This window comes from Bradyrhizobium zhanjiangense, assembly GCF_004114935.1.
In the GTDB taxonomy this organism is placed as follows: Bacteria; Pseudomonadota; Alphaproteobacteria; order Rhizobiales; family Xanthobacteraceae; genus Bradyrhizobium; species Bradyrhizobium zhanjiangense.
This window is the reverse complement of the sequence record NZ_CP022221.1, coordinates 102,626-117,127: the sequence shown is the minus strand read 5'-3', so window position 1 is coordinate 117,127 and position 14,502 is coordinate 102,626. Positions and strand designations below refer to the sequence as shown.

The following is a 14,502-nucleotide window of genomic DNA, read 5'->3' as shown; positions in this document are numbered from 1 at the left end:
GCTCGAAACCGTGCTGCATTAGTCATGGATACAATCGAAGCCAACGGCACCACGATTGCCTTCAAGCGCAGCGGGGAGGGACCGCCGCTATTGCTTCTGCATGGCGCCGAAGCCGACCACTCGATGTTCCATGCCTTCGGCGCGCTACTGGCGCCGCATTTCACCGTGATCGCCTACGACCAGCGCGATTCCGGCGCGACCCGTAATCCGCCGGAGCCCTACGGTCTCGAGGAACTCGCCGACGATGCTGCCGCGCTGATCGCAGCGCTTGGCTATCGGCGCACCCATGTGTTCGGCGCCTCGCTCGGCGGGGTCATCGCGCAGGTGCTGGCCGCACGTCACGCCGGGCGCATCGATCGCCTGGTGCTGTCGAGCACCTTCCGGCCCGGTGCGTCGGTGATGTCGATCAATCCGGAAGGCTTCCCGGCGTTTGCGGCGCTGCGCAATCGCATGCCGGAATCGGTCCGCGAGTTCGCCGAGTTTTTCGTGCCGCGCGATTACATCGCGGCGCATCCGGAGGTGCTGGCGATCTTCACCAGCAGCAAGCGCGATGCCGAACAGAAGCAGCGCCGCGGCGCCATCCTGACGCAGCCGATCGCGTTCGAGCCCGGCGCGATCACGGCGCCAACGCTGGTGCTGGCTGGTGGTGCCGACCGCCTGATCCCGCCGGCGCATACGCTGTCGCTGGCGCGGGAGATCGCGGGCGCGAAGACCGCGACCATCGCCGGCATCGGCCACATCGGGACCATTCAAGATCCCGCCGCGGTCGCGGCGGAGGTACGGGCATTTTTGCGAGGCGACCACACAAAAGAACGACAAAACACGGAGGAGGACGACTATGGAGACCAAAGGGGAGGATCTCGTCACGCGCTATGACGAGGCGCCGCTCAATGCCCGTTACTGGGTCAGCATGGCGCTCGCCGTCACGACAAGCATCTTTGATTTTTTCGACTTCTTCATCGTGGGCTTCCTGGTGGCGGTGCTGGCCCCGCAATGGCACCTGACGTTCGGCCAGACCTCGGTCATGCTGCTCAGCGCCGGCGTCGGCGCGATCGTCGGATCGCTGGCCTGGGGCGCGCTGGCGGATCATTTCGGCCGCAAGACGTTGACGATCGCAGGCGTCGTTCTTTGCGCGCTGGGCGCAGGTTCCATCTCGATCAACCCGGACGGCGCGTGGATCCTGTTCGCGTGCCTGCGCTTCGTCGTCGGCTTCGGCGTCGGCGCTGTAGCCGCGGTCGCGCTGCCGCTGATCGTCGAATATACGCCGACGCGGCACCGCACGATCCTGACCAGCGTCACGGTGATCCCGGTTTCGCTCGGAATCCTCGCGGCGTCGCTCACGGCCGCGACGCTGTTGCAGTTGATCGGCTGGCGCGGCCTCGCGGCGCTGGGTTTCTTGCCGCTGGCTCCGGCCATTCTGATCGCGGTTGTTATGCCGGAGTCCGTGCGCTGGCTGGTATCGCGCGGGCGTCACGCCGAGGCGCGCCGCATCGTCGGCCGGGCATTAAACGTGCCGCCGGATAATTTGCCGCAGCCGGCTATCGCGCCGGCAGGCCATGTGCGGTCGCCGGCCTCGAGCTTCGCCGATCTGTTGGCCAAGCCAAAACTGTTCTGGCTCACGGTGATCGTCTGGTTCGGCGCGAGCACGGCCAATTACGGCGTGTTCCTGTGGGGGCCCACGATCGTCGCGCTGTTGATGGGCGTGTCGCCGATGCAGGCCGCCCATCTCTTCGTCTTCGTCAGCCTGACCGGCATGCTCGGCCGTACCGCGTTCTCGTTCCTGCCGCAATGGCTTGGGCGGCGGCGCTGCGGTGAGATCATGGGCTATGGCATCGCGCTTTCGCTCGGCGCGGCGGCGCTGTTCTTCGACCGCATCATCTTTGGCTATCCGGCGTTCGTCGTGGTGTTGATCCCGGCGGCGTTGTTCTTCGACGGCGGTTTTTCCAACATCGCGCCGTATTCCGCCGAGATCTTTCCGGTGCGGCTAAGCGCGCGCGGCGTGGGACTGGCGCAGGCCGCCAACGGTGTCGGAAAGATTTCGGGACCGCTCTGCCTCGCGCTGATCGCCGGCGCGTCGAATCTGATCACGCCCAAGGCCACCATCGAGGCCGTCACGCCGGCCTTTCTGTTCCTGGCCGCCTGCGGCCTCGCGATCGGGCTCGCCTTCAGCCTGCTTGGTATCGAAACCCATGGCAAGCCGCTGGCGCTAGAGAGCGGCGATCCGGCCGTAGCACCGCGCGAAACGGTGCCGGTGCGCGAGCACGCCACGACCCAGCGAGCATGATTGGAGCAAGGGCATGAATGTAGCGGACAGGAAGATCACAGCGCGCGCGCCGTTCGATACCGAAAAGCTCGACCGGCTGATGCACGAGGCGGGACTCGACGCGCTGGTCGTCACGTCCCGCCACAACGTTCAGTATCTGCTCGGCGGCTATCGCTTTTTCTTCTTCGACGCGATGGAGGCGATTGGCGTCAGCCGCTATTTGCCGGTGTACGTCTATCAGCGCGGGCGTCCGGAGAATGCGCTCTATATCGGCAACCGCATGGAAGGGTTCGAGAAGGAACTCGGCCGCATTGCGGCGCCCGCGGTCAAGACCGCTTCCTGGGGTAGCACGGACGCGATCCGTCTCGCCATCGATCACATCAAGGCGCTGGGCGCCGACGTGAAACGCGTCGGGTTCGAGCCGAGTTTCCTGCCGTCCGATGCCAAGGATCTCCTGAGCAAAGAGCTCGGCGGCGCGTCGCTGGCGGACGCGCAATTCGTGCTGGAACGGCTGCGCGCGGTCAAGACCGCGGCAGAGCTTGACCTGGTGCGTGAAGCTTCCGAGCGCGTGGTGAACGCGATGACGGCGACCTTCGACATCAGCACGCCGGGCATGAGCAAGCACGATATCGTCGATCGGCTGCGGCGCGAGGAACACGACAGGGACCTTGTGTTCGAGTACTGCCTGATTGCTGCCGGCAACAGCCACAATCGCGCACCCTCCGATCAGCGCTTGAAGGCGGGCGACGTGATCTCGCTCGATTCCGGCGGCAACTATAAAGGCTATATCGGCGACCTCAGCCGCATGGGCGTGGTGGGCGAGCCCGACGCGGAATTGCACGACCTGCTGCACGAGATCGAGGAGATCCAGCAGGTAGCGCGCGGCGCGATCAGCCCCGGTGCGCGTGGCGGCGAAATCATCGCCGCCGGCGAAGAGGCGGTGCGCCGGGCGCCGCATAGCAATGTGCTGGACTACACGGCGCACGGCATCGGCCTTGTCAGTCACGAAGCGCCGCGGCTCACCGGACGTGGGCCGGTGCCTTATGCGCCTTACGATGCCGATCGGCCGCTGCAGCCCGGGATGGTGATCTCGGTCGAGACCGCGATGCTCCATCCTTCGCGCGGCTACATCAAGCTCGAGGATACGCTGATCGTCACTGAGGATGGCTGGGAAGCCCCCGGCGACATCGCACGCGGATGGAACATCGCGGGCAAAGCCTGAGTTTTCGAAATGGTGGGCATGGTGCTCAAACGGATGTTGCTGACCAGGGATTTCTGGTCGGGAATGCTGTTTGCCGCGTTCGGGATCGCCGCTCTCGCGTTTCGGCCATGACCTGCGGATCGGTTCTGCGGCACGCACGGGACTGGGATTTGTGCCCCATGCGCGCGACGGCAATTTGCCTTTCGCTTGTCGCTCGATGGGGTTGTTGTCGATGATGGGCCATTGGCTGAACAGGCTTTTCCCGGCGGCGAAATCCCATTTCGGGCCGTAGCTCGAATGGTGGGTTTTGGTCTATGAAGGTCGAAAATGCTCTATCTTTCAATGGGAGTTGACTGACACTCTCTCCGCCATTTGCGCGATTCTGTTCGCCAGACTGCGATCTAGGATACTTACGAACCGCGCAATTCCCGACGTGAATGCCGGGTATATTGCGCGACACAAGCTCCTCAGGACCATCTCCGCAGTCAGCTGCAGGCGATTGGCCGCGCCCTGTTTGCGGAAGCGAGGCTCATCAAAGACCTACCAAGATTCGGACAACGCAGCCGCGAGGCCGGCGGTTTAGATCGCCCCCGCGTGGTCTGCGCTCCATGACGAGATCGGCAGTCGAAGGGATCAGCTGCGCAACCCGATCTAATTGGTAGGTTCAATTCGTGGATAGTGTTTTGAACCTATGACCTTCAGGTTAGGTGTCTGAACGTCTCGCCTCATCCGCACCGGTTTCGCACCAAAAACAGCCCGAAACGAACCGTGACGAACGCGATCGAACCCGAACGAAAACGCAGGGAAATCAACAAGGCCGGTCGATAGTCTGCCGCTCATAATGGTTTGGTTGCAAGTTCGAGTCCTGCCGGTGCGGCCGAGGCGCTTAGTTGCTTTCATTACAGGGCAGCGGCTTCATATTTATGGAGTCATGCCCCTCAGGAGTTCATTCCGTGCCGCAAGCTATCTTATCCGCGCAGAGTCGACCTCTACGTTCGCCTGCCGAGTTAGCCTCCATCATCACAACCGTCTATGAGCGCATCGAACGGGACCGGCGCCGCAACTGCTGGATCTATGTGCGGCCCATAGAAGAAGCGCTGGCCGAGGCTGATGCCCTTGTGCAGCGAGCGGAGGAGGGTGAAGTCCTGCCGCTCCTTGGCGTGCCATTCGGCGTCAAGGACAACATTGATGTTGAGGACATGCCAACGACAGCTGCCTGTCCGTCATTCGAATATGTGGCTGCGCAATCGGCCAGATGCGTCGAGAGATTGACGGCCGCGGGTGCGATCTGTCTTGGCAAAACCAACCTAGATCAATTCGCAACCGGACTGTCCGGCACCCGCTCCCCCTATGGTGCCTGTTCCAGCGCTGCTAACGATCTGTATATTTCCGGCGGTTCGAGCTCCGGTTCGGCTGCTGCCGTAGCATCCGGCCATGTTGCCTTCGCTCTCGGCACAGATACCGGCGGCTCGGGCAGGATTCCCGCAGGCTTCAATGGGATCATCGGGATCAAGCCAACCGTCGGCCTCGTCTCATCCCGGGGGCTTGTGCCGAACTGTCCGACGCTCGATTGCCCCTCGATTTTCTGCAATTCCATTGCCGAGGGTCGAATTCTGCTCGGGTTGATCGAAGGATTCGACGACAGCGATCCTTATAGCCGCCAACGGATTGCCTCGTCCTCTCCATCTCCTCGCAAATTCCGGTTCGGCCAGGTCTCTGCCGGTCATCTGAATTCATTCGGAATGCCGGAATGCAATGATCTTTACAGGCAGGCCTGCACGAGGCTTTCGGAACTGGGAGGCCAAGCCAGGCAAATTGACTTCGCGCCTTTCGCCGAAGCCGGTGAAATGCTCTTTTCAGGGCCTTGGATTGCCGAACGTCATGCGGCGATCAGCGCGCTCCTGGACATCGACCATGGAAACCTGCTTGACGTCATCCGCAACGTGCTGAGCGCAGCTGTCCGGTTTTCCGCAATAGATGCTTTTGCCGCGCAACATCGACTCTTGAAGCTGCGACGCCAGATCCAATCGCTTTTCGAGGAGATCGATGTCTTGGTAGTACCTACCGCGCCACGCCCCTTTACGATCTCGGAGATGATGGAAGATCCGGTCACGCTCAATAGTCGCCTCGGTTATTACTCTTATTTTGCCAATCTCGTGGACTTGTGCGCGGTGGCAGTTCCCAACGCAACGCTCGGCAACGGCATGCCGATGGGCATCACTTTGCTAGCGCCTGCGTGGTACGACTATGCTCTTCTCGACCTTGCCGAGCGATGGCTGCCCGATGCGAAGGCTGCACTGTTCGATCCAAGAGTATATCCGAAGGCCGCGTCCTAGACGACTTCGAGATCGAGAGCGCGCGGATTGAGGATTACAATCAGGCCTCGGTGATAACGGATGACACCCCTTGCCTGCATGCGGGAAAGCTGCACCGTAACCCATTGGCGTGTTGAACCGATCAGATTGGCGAGATCACCATGTGTGAACGGGATCCCGATCACGATCTCACGGCCCTGCTGCGAGCCGTAGATCTTCGAGAGGAAGACCAACAGACGATGCAACCGCTCGGTCACCGAGCGGGTCCCCAGCATTTGCGCCATGGCCGAATAGCACCGTGCCTTGAAGGCGAGTGCATCCAGCAGCGCGACCGCGATACTAGCCGATTGAAGCGCCAGCGCGCGCAGGGCTGGGCCGGGCAAGAACGTAACCTGGCTCCGTTCCACCGCGACCGAAGACCATACGTGGGCACCAGTACCGAACAGATCCGGGCCGCCGACGAAATTGCCGGCGAACCAGTAGGCCAGCGTCACCTCGCGTCCGGAAGGAGCCGCGTAGTAGCTGCGAATACGCCCCTCTTCGATCAGATAAATGCCGTTCTGCAGATCGCCCTGGCGCCAGACATGCTTGCCTGCTTGCAGGACCTCCTCGCGGCCGATGGCGAGGACACGACGCCGGTCAGCCTCACACAACGGATCCAACAAGCTGGGCAGCGACCCGACCAGAGCATCCGATCCCGCCAGCATGATGCCGGTCGTATTCCTGAGACTTGCCGCTGACATCTGCTCGCTCCCTTGCCCGCCGCAAGGAAAGCCATTCAAGAGCCATGCCAGAGCTGTCGTCAGGCGCCTACGCCTTGACTTCCATTTGCTCGAAGGCCCGGCGGCCTTCCGAGCGGATCAGGTCAAGGCAATCCCGCTTGAGGGCGAGATAGGCAGCCTCCGCAACGATGGCGCTGGAGCGCGGTCGCGGCAGACTCACCTGAAGATCCTTGAGGATGCGGCCTGGTCCCGCGCTCATGATCAGCACACGGTCAGAGAGAAGGATCGCTTCATCGATGTCGTGTGTGACGAAGACGATTGTTGCGTTGATCCGCTCGCGGAGCTCGAGCAGATTGTCCTGCATGACCGCCCGGGTCTGTGCATCCAGCGCCCCGAACGGCTCGTCCATCAACAGCACGCGCGGCTGGTTGGCGAGGGCACGGGCAATCGCAACCCGCTGCTGCATGCCTCCAGATAGCGTGTGCGGATATGCCGACGCAAATTTGGTCAGCCCGATCATCTCGATGAGGTCGTCGGCAATCCGCAGCGCCTCCGCTTTCGGCTTGCCGAGGGCGCGCGGCCCGTGCGCGATGTTCCGGCGTACCGATTTCCACGGAAACAGATGTGGCTGCTGGAAGACCATCCCGATCTCGGGTCGCGGTGCGCGCGTTGCTTCGCCGGCCATGAGCACTTGGCCCTCGAACGGCCGCTCGAGGCCGGCCATCGCATTCAGGAGCGTGGACTTGCCGCAGCCGGATGGACCGACGATCGAGACGAATTCTCCCTGGGCTACCGCCAGGGATACGCGATCGACCGCGATGACCTGTCCGCTCGGCGCATCGAAGACGATGCTCAAATCCTCGACCCGGATGATCGCCTGACGCGCCGGGGCGGACGGCGAATACGTATCCACGAGCCTGAGCGACTGGTCTGGACGAAGCAGGCTCGGGGTCATCGCCACCACACGGCACGTTCGGCAAGAGTCGCAAAGGAACGGTCGGCGACGAAGGAAAGCAGCCCGAGAGCCGCCAACCCGCCCATGACCTGACCCGTTTGCATGTTCTGTTGCGCAATTTCGATACGGTAGACGATGCCGGCGAACGCTCCCGCCAATTCGGCGGCGACCAGCGTGTAGAAGGAGATGCTTACCGCGGTCCGAAGACCGACCGTGATATAGGGCAGCGCGCCAAGAAGGACGATCTCCCACAGCATCTGTGGCTGCGGCGTGCCGAGCATCTGGGCGGCACGGATAAGTCCGCGATCGACTTTCTGCACCCCGATGTGGGTCGCGAGCCATACCGTGAAGAACACTCCCCAAACGACCAGGAAAAGCTTGCCTGTCTCCGAGAGGCCAAACCAAAGGATGACGATCGGCACGAAGGCGACGGGAGGAATTGGACGAAGGATGTGAAACAAGGGTGAAAGCAGGCTGGACACCAGCCGAAACCGGCCAGTCAGGACGCCGAGCACGATCCCGCCCGCGGCCCCGATCGCAAATCCCGCGGCCACGCGCGAGAGGCTCGCCATCAGGTCGGCGAAGAATTGTCCGCTGCGAATCCATTCGAGAATGGCGACAGCGACGGTCGATGGTGGCGGAAACAGCACGGCGTTCACGATGCCGGAGCGCGCAACCAGTTCCCACACGCCTGTGAAGGCGGGCACGGAGAGGACGGCGAACAATACGCTCAGCCGTGCGGTCGCGCTCGCGCTGCTGCGTCTCCCCACACTCACGGGCGCGCCTCCAACGTGACGCGAGCTGGATCGAGCGTCTTCAGCGGCGCCGTCACCAGGACTTTCGAGAAATCGGGCATGCTCGCTCCAGGAGGATGATTGCCGGTCTCGAGCCGCCAGGCAGCATGGGTTTTCAGAGTCGTGAGAATCCTGTCGTCGAGGCGCACACGGTAGACATAGTCCGGCCAGATCGAAGCCAATTCGTCGCGTTTCATCCCGGTCGCTGTGGCGATGACGTCGATCGCATCATCCGGATGCGCCTTGAGCCAGCCCTCGGCTTCGATGAGGGACGCCAGGAACTTGCTCACGATCGCCGGGTTGGCCGCGAGGTAAGACTGCGTCACGACAATGTTGAAGGTCTCCGAGTAGAGACCTTTGGTCTCAAGCGGGATCGCGCCTTCGCCAAGAGCCTTCTTCGCATTCGCGACGTGCGGCTCCCAGGTATCGAACGCGTCGATGCTGCCGGCCGCCATGGCGGGGAGCATCTCCTGAGGTCGCAGGTTGACGAGCGTCACGTCCTTCGAAGTCAGGCCCGCCGCTTTCAACAGAACCGACGTGTAAACTTCGCTGCCGGTTCCGGCCGTAAAGGCGATTCGCTTTCCACGCAGATCGGCCTTCGTCTTGATCCCGGCAGAAGCCGCGGTCATGGTCTTGAGATCCGAATATTCCATCCCCGCCACGAAGGCGATCGGCTGTTGCGCCATCGCGGCCGCCGTGACCGGCGCCTCGGCGGTTGTCGCGATATCCGCCCCTCCTCCAAGCACCGTATCGAGGCATTGCTTCCCGCTGGTGAAATTGGAGACCGAGATGTCGAGCCCCTGCCTGGCGAAAATGCCCTTCGCATTGGCGACAATCGCCAGTCCCGAGATCGGCCCAAGATTCTGGGCGAGCCGCGCCTTCAGCAATTCTTCGGCGGTCGCGCGCTGAGGCGTCGCAAACAGGAAGGACGCAGTAAGCACGAACACGGCAGAGCGAAGAGCGGTTGTTGATCGCATGCCAAACCCCTGTGATGCCGGCGACCGGAGTGATCGACCGTGACGAGAGGGTCGTCTCAAGACGGGAGACCGTGAAGCAATTAATCGACAAGGCTCGATGCTGTCCAATTTTTGCGCAAGCAGACCAGCTTCCGACTGTGACTGGTGCAATAAATTCATCAAGCTGCTCACACCTTGGGCGCTTCGTAGCCTGCGACAACGGCGCCCTGCTGGCCTTCGCCAAGCCCTAATCCCGATTCAATCAGAACCGACCGAGCTTTCGATGCCGTTGCGTGCGCGGCGAAACCAGGCCCACGTCTGCCGCGTCACTGCGATGTAGCCCGGGCCCCTGTAGACGATCTGATCGGCGACGATCCCGTTCAGTTTCGGCAGCGCATGGAACGGAATCGAAGGATAGGCATGGTGCTCGACATGATAGGGCATGTTCCATGCAAACCAGCGCACGAACATGGCGGTATAGGTGGTGCGGGTATTCTGGAAGGCGCTGCGCGTACGATCGCAACCGGTGTGTTCGGCAAGGAGATACGGACGCAGAAACAATTGACCGACGATCACGGGGACGACCCAGACCCACAACAGGAACAAGGTGTGCAGCGCGACCGATGCCAGCAGCAGCGCGACGTAGCCTGCCAGATAGAGGCGTGCTTCCCTCACGACAACGCAGCGCTTGCTTTCCGGAATCCAGGGTGACGTGGCGTTGCCGGTCAACGCATGGCGAAGCATCAGCCACGCCCGGAAGGCAACTTGCCGCAGACCGCTGTAGACGATCACCAGTTGCGCGTCCGAGGTCGGGATCGGAACCGACAGCAGTTCTGGGTCCCTCTTTGGATCCTGCGTATACCGATGATGATCCCAGTGGAACAGGCAGTAATATTCGTAAGGCAAGCCGACCGCGAACGAGGAGAGATGACCGAAGGCGAGATTAAGAGCGCGGCTGCGAAACGCCGTCTTGTGGGCGGTCTCGTGTACCACCATGAACAGGAATGCGACAAAGTAACCTTGGACGACGACCAGCGGCAACGTCCAGACGATTCCGTATCGCGACGAGACCAGCCAGATCAGCGCGCCGACAACGATGATGACGCCGTAGTGGCTGGCCGCACGGACCAGACCTCGCCAATTGCACCGCATCGACAACTCGCGCAGCATGGCCGGAGTTAGCGGCTTCTCTCCGGTGGCAGTGATGGCATTGCTCATGATCGTAGTCGCCTCTTTCCGGGATCACGCACTTGACCGTGCTCGTGCGGACGTTGGAATTCGTCAAGCACAGGCCGACCCTAGGGAGCGACGTCGCAATGCAGAAGCAATTAATTTCGCGGGCGTTGGCCGCCCGGCATCCCGAGATTTGCGGCCCTCGCTTCACCGCATCGACCCGGCGACGGATTGGCCGCTAGTGCCGTTATGGGCGGTCAGGTCTAAATCCTATTCCGCTGGCGCTGCGTGCGGCAGATCGACGTGCGCGGTAAAGGGTACGCTGACGCCGGTTTTCCCAGCGCGCGGTGCGTGAATACGAGTCGCGCGGCGTTGCGGGGATTACATCGAGGACCAGTTGGCGCCGAAGCGAGAGTTCGTCGCGGCACTCATGCCGCCGGTGAAAAATTGATGGATCGGGCAGTCGCTTCGATGTGCCACGAGAGTTTCGATGAAAAGATCGGGCGCCGGTTTTCGGCGGTAGCTCTGGCCTAGGAAGAACAAAAATGCTTGATCTTTCAAAGCGGATTGACTGACACTCTCTTCGCCATTTGGTCGATTTCATGCGCCAAACTACGATTTCGCGCGCTTGGGTTCGGTAGCCCATTGCTATGCGTCGACTGCGCCCGCCGCAGATTGGGATATTGGTGCGAGCAGATCGGACATCGGCGCGACCAGAGTACGTTGACGGCCGAGGGCTCAAGGCGTCGGCAGTACGCCCTGTCGAGATCCTCAACCACGATTTGGATCCAAATGAACCGCCGAGTCGTTCCAGGCCCGGCGTAGATCGGTGACCGCGTGACGCCAGGCGTCGCCGTTCCGTCCGCCGAAGCGGCGGACGTAAGCTGGATGGAAAGTGATGCGGAGCGGGTAACCTTCAAATTGGAGCTTTGCCTTGCGCGTCACGCGGATCGATTGCGACTCGCCGAACAAGCGAGCCGCTGTGCTGCCAAGAGCAACGATCACGCCTGGCCTGGAACGCCGAATGTCGATCAGCACTGCTGCGCCATAGCGATCGACTTCCTCGATTGTTGGGCTGCGATTACGTGGCTTCCGATCTTTGGAATGCGCGATTGGCCGGAAAGGAATGGCGTTTGCCAAACGCACCTGTTGGGGATCGATCCCAGCTTCATCCAGCATCTCGCGCAACGCCCTGCCGGCCGGACCGACAAAAGGCCTGCCCTGCGCAGCTTCCTCTGCGCCGGGTGCCTCGCCAACCACGTAGAGCCGCGGTCGTCGGAACGGGCCTTCAGGCGCGACACGACGGTGATCGAGATGTATATTGGCGACGCGTGCCTTGGCCATCGGTTCCGGCGCCAAGCCTGGCAATGCAAATGCCCTGGCTCTATCAACTGCCGTCGCGCCACTGATTTCCAACAGCGCCAAGACCGGCCGCCGATTCGCCTTGGAACCGACGGTCACTGACGCGAGTTTTCGACGCGCAGGGCTCGTTGAAAAATGGGACGGCGGCACTTACGAAGCCGAGGGCGCGACCAGCGCAGCAGAGAGCGAGCGAACCATGCGAGCAGGCTTGCGGCGAGGACGCATGAGCTTCGTTCTCAAGGGAAGCAAGCTTCGCGGGCATATTCGCTCGTGCGCCTGAAGAGCCCGACGCAATGGCTGCTGATCAAGACGCATGCGAAAAAGTGACCTCAGGCCAATGCTGGCGACCCTCATCGACGCGCCATTCGATGACAAGGAGTGGATCTTCGAGACGAAATGGGACGGCTTCCGGCTTGTCGCAAAAACCGGAGGCAGAAATGGCTCCCTCTACTCGCGCAATGGCAACGACGTGACCAAGCGTTATGCCCCAGTCGCCGAAGCGCTCGATATCATCAAGCGCAATGCCGTGATTGACGGCGAGCTAGTGGCGCTCGACGCGGAGGGTCGATCCCGATTCCAGCTGCTGCAGAATGCGCTGAAAGGCAAGGCGCGTCTTCGCTATTATGTGTTCGATCTGCTCTTCCTCGATGGCCGCGACCTGCGTCGCAAGCCGTTGCTTGAGCGCAAGGGCCGTTTGCACGCCATCCTTACCCGGCACCCACTCGTCCACTACAGCGGACACAGAAAGCGGCATGGCAAGGCGGCGTTCAACAAAGCGCGACGAGCGGGGGAGGAGGGCATTATCGCGAAGCGTGCCGCAAGTCTCTACCACTCGGGCAGGCGCACGAAAGATTGGCTCAAGATCAAGGCCGACCAAGAACAGGAAGCCATTGTCGTCGGCTTCACCGAGCCGCGCGGGAGCCGCCAGCACTTTGGCTCGCTGGTGCTTGGCGTGTACGACAAGGGCAAGCTTGTCTATGTTGGTCACAGCGGTGGGGGATTCTCCCGAGAGATGCTCGCGACGCTGCACGCGCGCATGATGAAGTTGAGGACAGACAAGAAGCCGTTTACGGACGTTCCGCACGAGGACCGGACCACGTGGATCAAGCCGCGGCTCGTGTGCCAGGTCAAGTTCACCGAATGGACCCGCGAGGGGGAGATGCGCCATCCGGTGTTTCTCGGCATGCGCAGCGACAAGCCCGCGCGGCAAGTCAGACGGGAGCGCGCATGATCGTGAAGCTTACCCACCTCGACAAGACATTCTGGCCCAAGGAGCGATACACCAAGGGTGACGTGATCGCCTACTATGAAAAGATCGCGCCTTACCTGCTTCCTTATCTCAAGAACCGAGCCGAAGCCCTCAATCGCTTCCCCAACGGGATCAACGGCAATTGCGGACAATGCGTTCCCTGTTGCCATCCGCTAAACGCAATCTGAGCGAATTTGCTTGGATACTGGCTCGCGCGTTAGCGGGCGGGATGCACGTAGTGGGCAGATCCCGCATCACGGGTCTTGGCAGCGCTCCATGGCAGATCCTGCATGTTTTGGTCGAGCTCCTGCTTGAGCGAGAGGTATTGAAGCATATCGGACAAGGCCAAGACGCCGATAAGCCGTCCCCGTTCAACCACGAGCAGACGACTGTGCCGACCGCCCTGCATCCTTGCAAGCGCCTCCAGTGCATCCAGATGCGGAGGGACAATGATCTCCGGCGAGCAGGGGCGCATGACATCAGCGACGCGGCGCTGGGTGGTGTCGGAGGGACCAAGATCGCGGACATCCTTCGCCATGATGCAGCCAATGAGTTCGCCGTCGCGCAGCACGGGGAAAGCCTTGAAGTAATACTTGTAAAAGTAATCCTCGACCAATTCCGCAATGGAAATATCCGGGGCGACGCCGATCGGGTTGCGTTGCATGAGCGTGGAAACGGGAAGCCCGCCGAAGGTGTGGCGTAGCGTCAACTCGTGCCGTGCCGCGCCGGCGGCGCCGTGCAGGAACAAGCCAATAAAGAACAGCCAGACGCCACTGATTGTGCTGCCGGTGATGAATTCCAGGATCCCGTACAGGATCATGGCAAGGCCGAAGAACTCGCCACTGCCGGCGGCAATGCGCGTGGCCCGTCCAAAATCGTTCATCCAGCCCCAAAGGCCAGCGCGCAGCACCCGTCCGCCGTCCAGCGGGAAGGCGGGAATGAGATTGAACAGTGCCAAGATCCAATTGAGGCCGCCAAGGTAGTCGAGCACCCCGAATGCGGCGGGCGAAACGGTCTTCTCGCTTGCGGCAGCGACTAGGAGCAGGATGGTGCCAAGCACCATGCTGGCGATCGGCCCACCGATCGCCATAAGGAATTCTGCCTTGGCGCTGCTCGGCTCCTTGTTCAGTTCGGCGACCCCGCCGAAGATGAATAGCGTAATGCCGGCAATCGGCATGTCGTAACGCCGCGCAATCAGCGCATGGCTCAGCTCATGCAGGATAATCGAGATGAACAGGCCGATCGTGCCTGCGAATCCCATCCACCAGTATGTGGCGGCGGGCAAATTCGGAACTGTGCGAGGGAACTCGCCGAGTGCCAGCGTCCAGATCAACAGCGCTGCCAGGATGAGCCACGAGATGTCGATCCATATCGTGAACCCGGCGAGCGTGAGGATTTTGATCCGGTGCAGGAACATCGCTGCCTCGCGAGCAGTGGCGCTCATGGGAAAACATCGCGTCGAGGGCGCTTGTTCCTAAGGCTGAACACGGCGCATCAGGCCGCTGCACGATG

At 61.7% G+C, this 14,502-nt stretch carries 14 protein-coding genes; 7 read left to right on the top strand and 7 right to left on the bottom strand.

The window, feature by feature from the left end; translation table 11 throughout:
• The first annotated feature begins 24 nt into the window (after positions 1-24).
• The 4 genes from XH85_RS00570 to atzF all read left to right on the top strand — a co-directional run bounded on the left by XH85_RS00570 (position 25) and on the right by atzF (position 5,800).
• On the top strand, positions 25-876 hold the full coding sequence (locus XH85_RS00570) for an alpha/beta fold hydrolase (RefSeq protein ID WP_128930299.1): 852 nt from the start codon (positions 25-27) through the stop codon (positions 874-876).
• Positions 839-2,284 carry an MFS transporter gene (locus XH85_RS00565; RefSeq protein WP_128930298.1) on the top strand — a complete coding sequence of 482 codons (1,446 nt, stop codon included), beginning with the start codon at positions 839-841 and terminating at the stop codon, positions 2,282-2,284. Before XH85_RS00570 ends, XH85_RS00565 begins: the two co-directional genes overlap by 38 nt.
• Positions 2,285-2,297: 13 nt before the next feature.
• Positions 2,298-3,485 (top strand): M24 family metallopeptidase, encoded by a 1,188-nt coding sequence (locus XH85_RS00560; protein WP_128930297.1) that lies wholly within the window; start codon positions 2,298-2,300, stop codon positions 3,483-3,485.
• Between the two features lie 932 nt (positions 3,486-4,417).
• Complete coding sequence (gene atzF / locus XH85_RS00555) at positions 4,418-5,800, top strand: allophanate hydrolase (RefSeq protein WP_245473571.1); 1,383 nt, start codon at positions 4,418-4,420, stop codon at positions 5,798-5,800.
• Here atzF and XH85_RS00550 read toward each other — a convergent pair.
• From XH85_RS00550 to XH85_RS00525, 6 genes are all read right to left on the bottom strand, one after another.
• Positions 5,797-6,486 carry a Crp/Fnr family transcriptional regulator gene (locus XH85_RS00550; RefSeq protein ID WP_244551260.1) on the bottom strand — a complete coding sequence of 230 codons (690 nt, stop codon included), beginning with the start codon at positions 6,484-6,486 and terminating at the stop codon, positions 5,797-5,799. The genes atzF and XH85_RS00550 overlap by 4 nt on opposite strands.
• Before the next feature lie 103 nt (positions 6,487-6,589).
• A complete protein-coding gene (locus XH85_RS00545) occupies positions 6,590-7,465 on the bottom strand; it encodes an ABC transporter ATP-binding protein (protein WP_128930296.1) in 876 nt (291 codons plus the stop codon).
• The gene (locus XH85_RS00540) at positions 7,453-8,115 is read right to left on the bottom strand and encodes an ABC transporter permease (protein WP_245473570.1); all 663 of its coding nucleotides are present in this window, start codon (positions 8,113-8,115) and stop codon (positions 7,453-7,455) included. The genes XH85_RS00545 and XH85_RS00540 overlap by 13 nt, the downstream gene beginning before the upstream one ends.
• Positions 8,116-8,228: 113 nt before the next feature.
• Positions 8,229-9,227, bottom strand: coding sequence for an NrtA/SsuA/CpmA family ABC transporter substrate-binding protein (locus tag XH85_RS00535; RefSeq protein ID WP_245473569.1), 999 nt, complete (start codon positions 9,225-9,227; stop codon positions 8,229-8,231).
• A 237-nt stretch (positions 9,228-9,464) separates the two neighbouring features.
• Entirely contained in the window at positions 9,465-10,424 is a 960-nt protein-coding gene (locus XH85_RS00530) for a fatty acid desaturase (protein WP_128930295.1), read from the bottom strand.
• A 726-nt stretch (positions 10,425-11,150) separates the two neighbouring features.
• Positions 11,151-11,723 (bottom strand): uracil-DNA glycosylase, encoded by a 573-nt coding sequence (locus XH85_RS00525; protein ID WP_128930294.1) that lies wholly within the window; start codon positions 11,721-11,723, stop codon positions 11,151-11,153.
• Between XH85_RS00525 and XH85_RS00520 the strand changes: the two genes are divergently transcribed.
• Genes XH85_RS00520 through ligD (XH85_RS00510) form a run of 3 tightly spaced genes read left to right on the top strand, consistent with a single transcriptional unit; the run spans position 11,716 to position 13,178 of the window.
• Positions 11,716-12,021 carry a hypothetical protein gene (locus XH85_RS00520; RefSeq protein ID WP_128930293.1) on the top strand — a complete coding sequence of 102 codons (306 nt, stop codon included), beginning with the start codon at positions 11,716-11,718 and terminating at the stop codon, positions 12,019-12,021. The two genes, XH85_RS00525 and XH85_RS00520, sit on opposite strands and share 8 nt — an antisense overlap.
• 57 nt (positions 12,022-12,078) lie before the next feature.
• Complete coding sequence (gene ligD / locus XH85_RS00515) at positions 12,079-12,972, top strand: non-homologous end-joining DNA ligase (protein WP_245473568.1); 894 nt, start codon at positions 12,079-12,081, stop codon at positions 12,970-12,972.
• Positions 12,969-13,178, top strand: coding sequence for a non-homologous end-joining DNA ligase LigD (gene ligD, locus XH85_RS00510; protein WP_128930291.1), 210 nt, complete (start codon positions 12,969-12,971; stop codon positions 13,176-13,178). The genes ligD (XH85_RS00515) and ligD (XH85_RS00510) overlap by 4 nt, the downstream gene beginning before the upstream one ends.
• Before the next feature lie 29 nt (positions 13,179-13,207).
• On the opposite strand, the gene XH85_RS00505 is transcribed toward ligD (XH85_RS00510), so the two are convergent.
• Positions 13,208-14,434 (bottom strand): site-2 protease family protein, encoded by a 1,227-nt coding sequence (locus XH85_RS00505; protein WP_128930290.1) that lies wholly within the window; start codon positions 14,432-14,434, stop codon positions 13,208-13,210.
• Positions 14,435-14,502 lie beyond the last annotated feature (68 nt).

What these genes read in the sequence shown, in the direction of transcription:
- XH85_RS00570 (WP_128930299.1), top strand. Translation starts at nt 25, where the DNA reads ATGGATACAATCGAAGCCAACGGCACCACGATTGCCTTCAAGCGCAGC.
- XH85_RS00565 (WP_128930298.1), top strand. Translation starts at nt 839, where the DNA reads ATGGAGACCAAAGGGGAGGATCTCGTCACGCGCTATGACGAGGCGCCG.
- XH85_RS00560 (WP_128930297.1), top strand. Translation starts at nt 2,298, where the DNA reads ATGAATGTAGCGGACAGGAAGATCACAGCGCGCGCGCCGTTCGATACC.
- XH85_RS00550 (WP_244551260.1), bottom strand. Translation starts at nt 6,486, where the DNA reads ATGCTGGCGGGATCGGATGCTCTGGTCGGGTCGCTGCCCAGCTTGTTG.
- XH85_RS00535 (WP_245473569.1), bottom strand. Translation starts at nt 9,227, where the DNA reads ATGCGATCAACAACCGCTCTTCGCTCTGCCGTGTTCGTGCTTACTGCG.
- XH85_RS00530 (WP_128930295.1), bottom strand. Translation starts at nt 10,424, where the DNA reads ATGAGCAATGCCATCACTGCCACCGGAGAGAAGCCGCTAACTCCGGCC.
- XH85_RS00525 (WP_128930294.1), bottom strand. Translation starts at nt 11,723, where the DNA reads ATGGCCAAGGCACGCGTCGCCAATATACATCTCGATCACCGTCGTGTC.
- ligD (WP_245473568.1), top strand. Translation starts at nt 12,079, where the DNA reads ATGCTGGCGACCCTCATCGACGCGCCATTCGATGACAAGGAGTGGATC.
- ligD (WP_128930291.1), top strand. Translation starts at nt 12,969, where the DNA reads ATGATCGTGAAGCTTACCCACCTCGACAAGACATTCTGGCCCAAGGAG.
- XH85_RS00505 (WP_128930290.1), bottom strand. Translation starts at nt 14,434, where the DNA reads ATGAGCGCCACTGCTCGCGAGGCAGCGATGTTCCTGCACCGGATCAAA.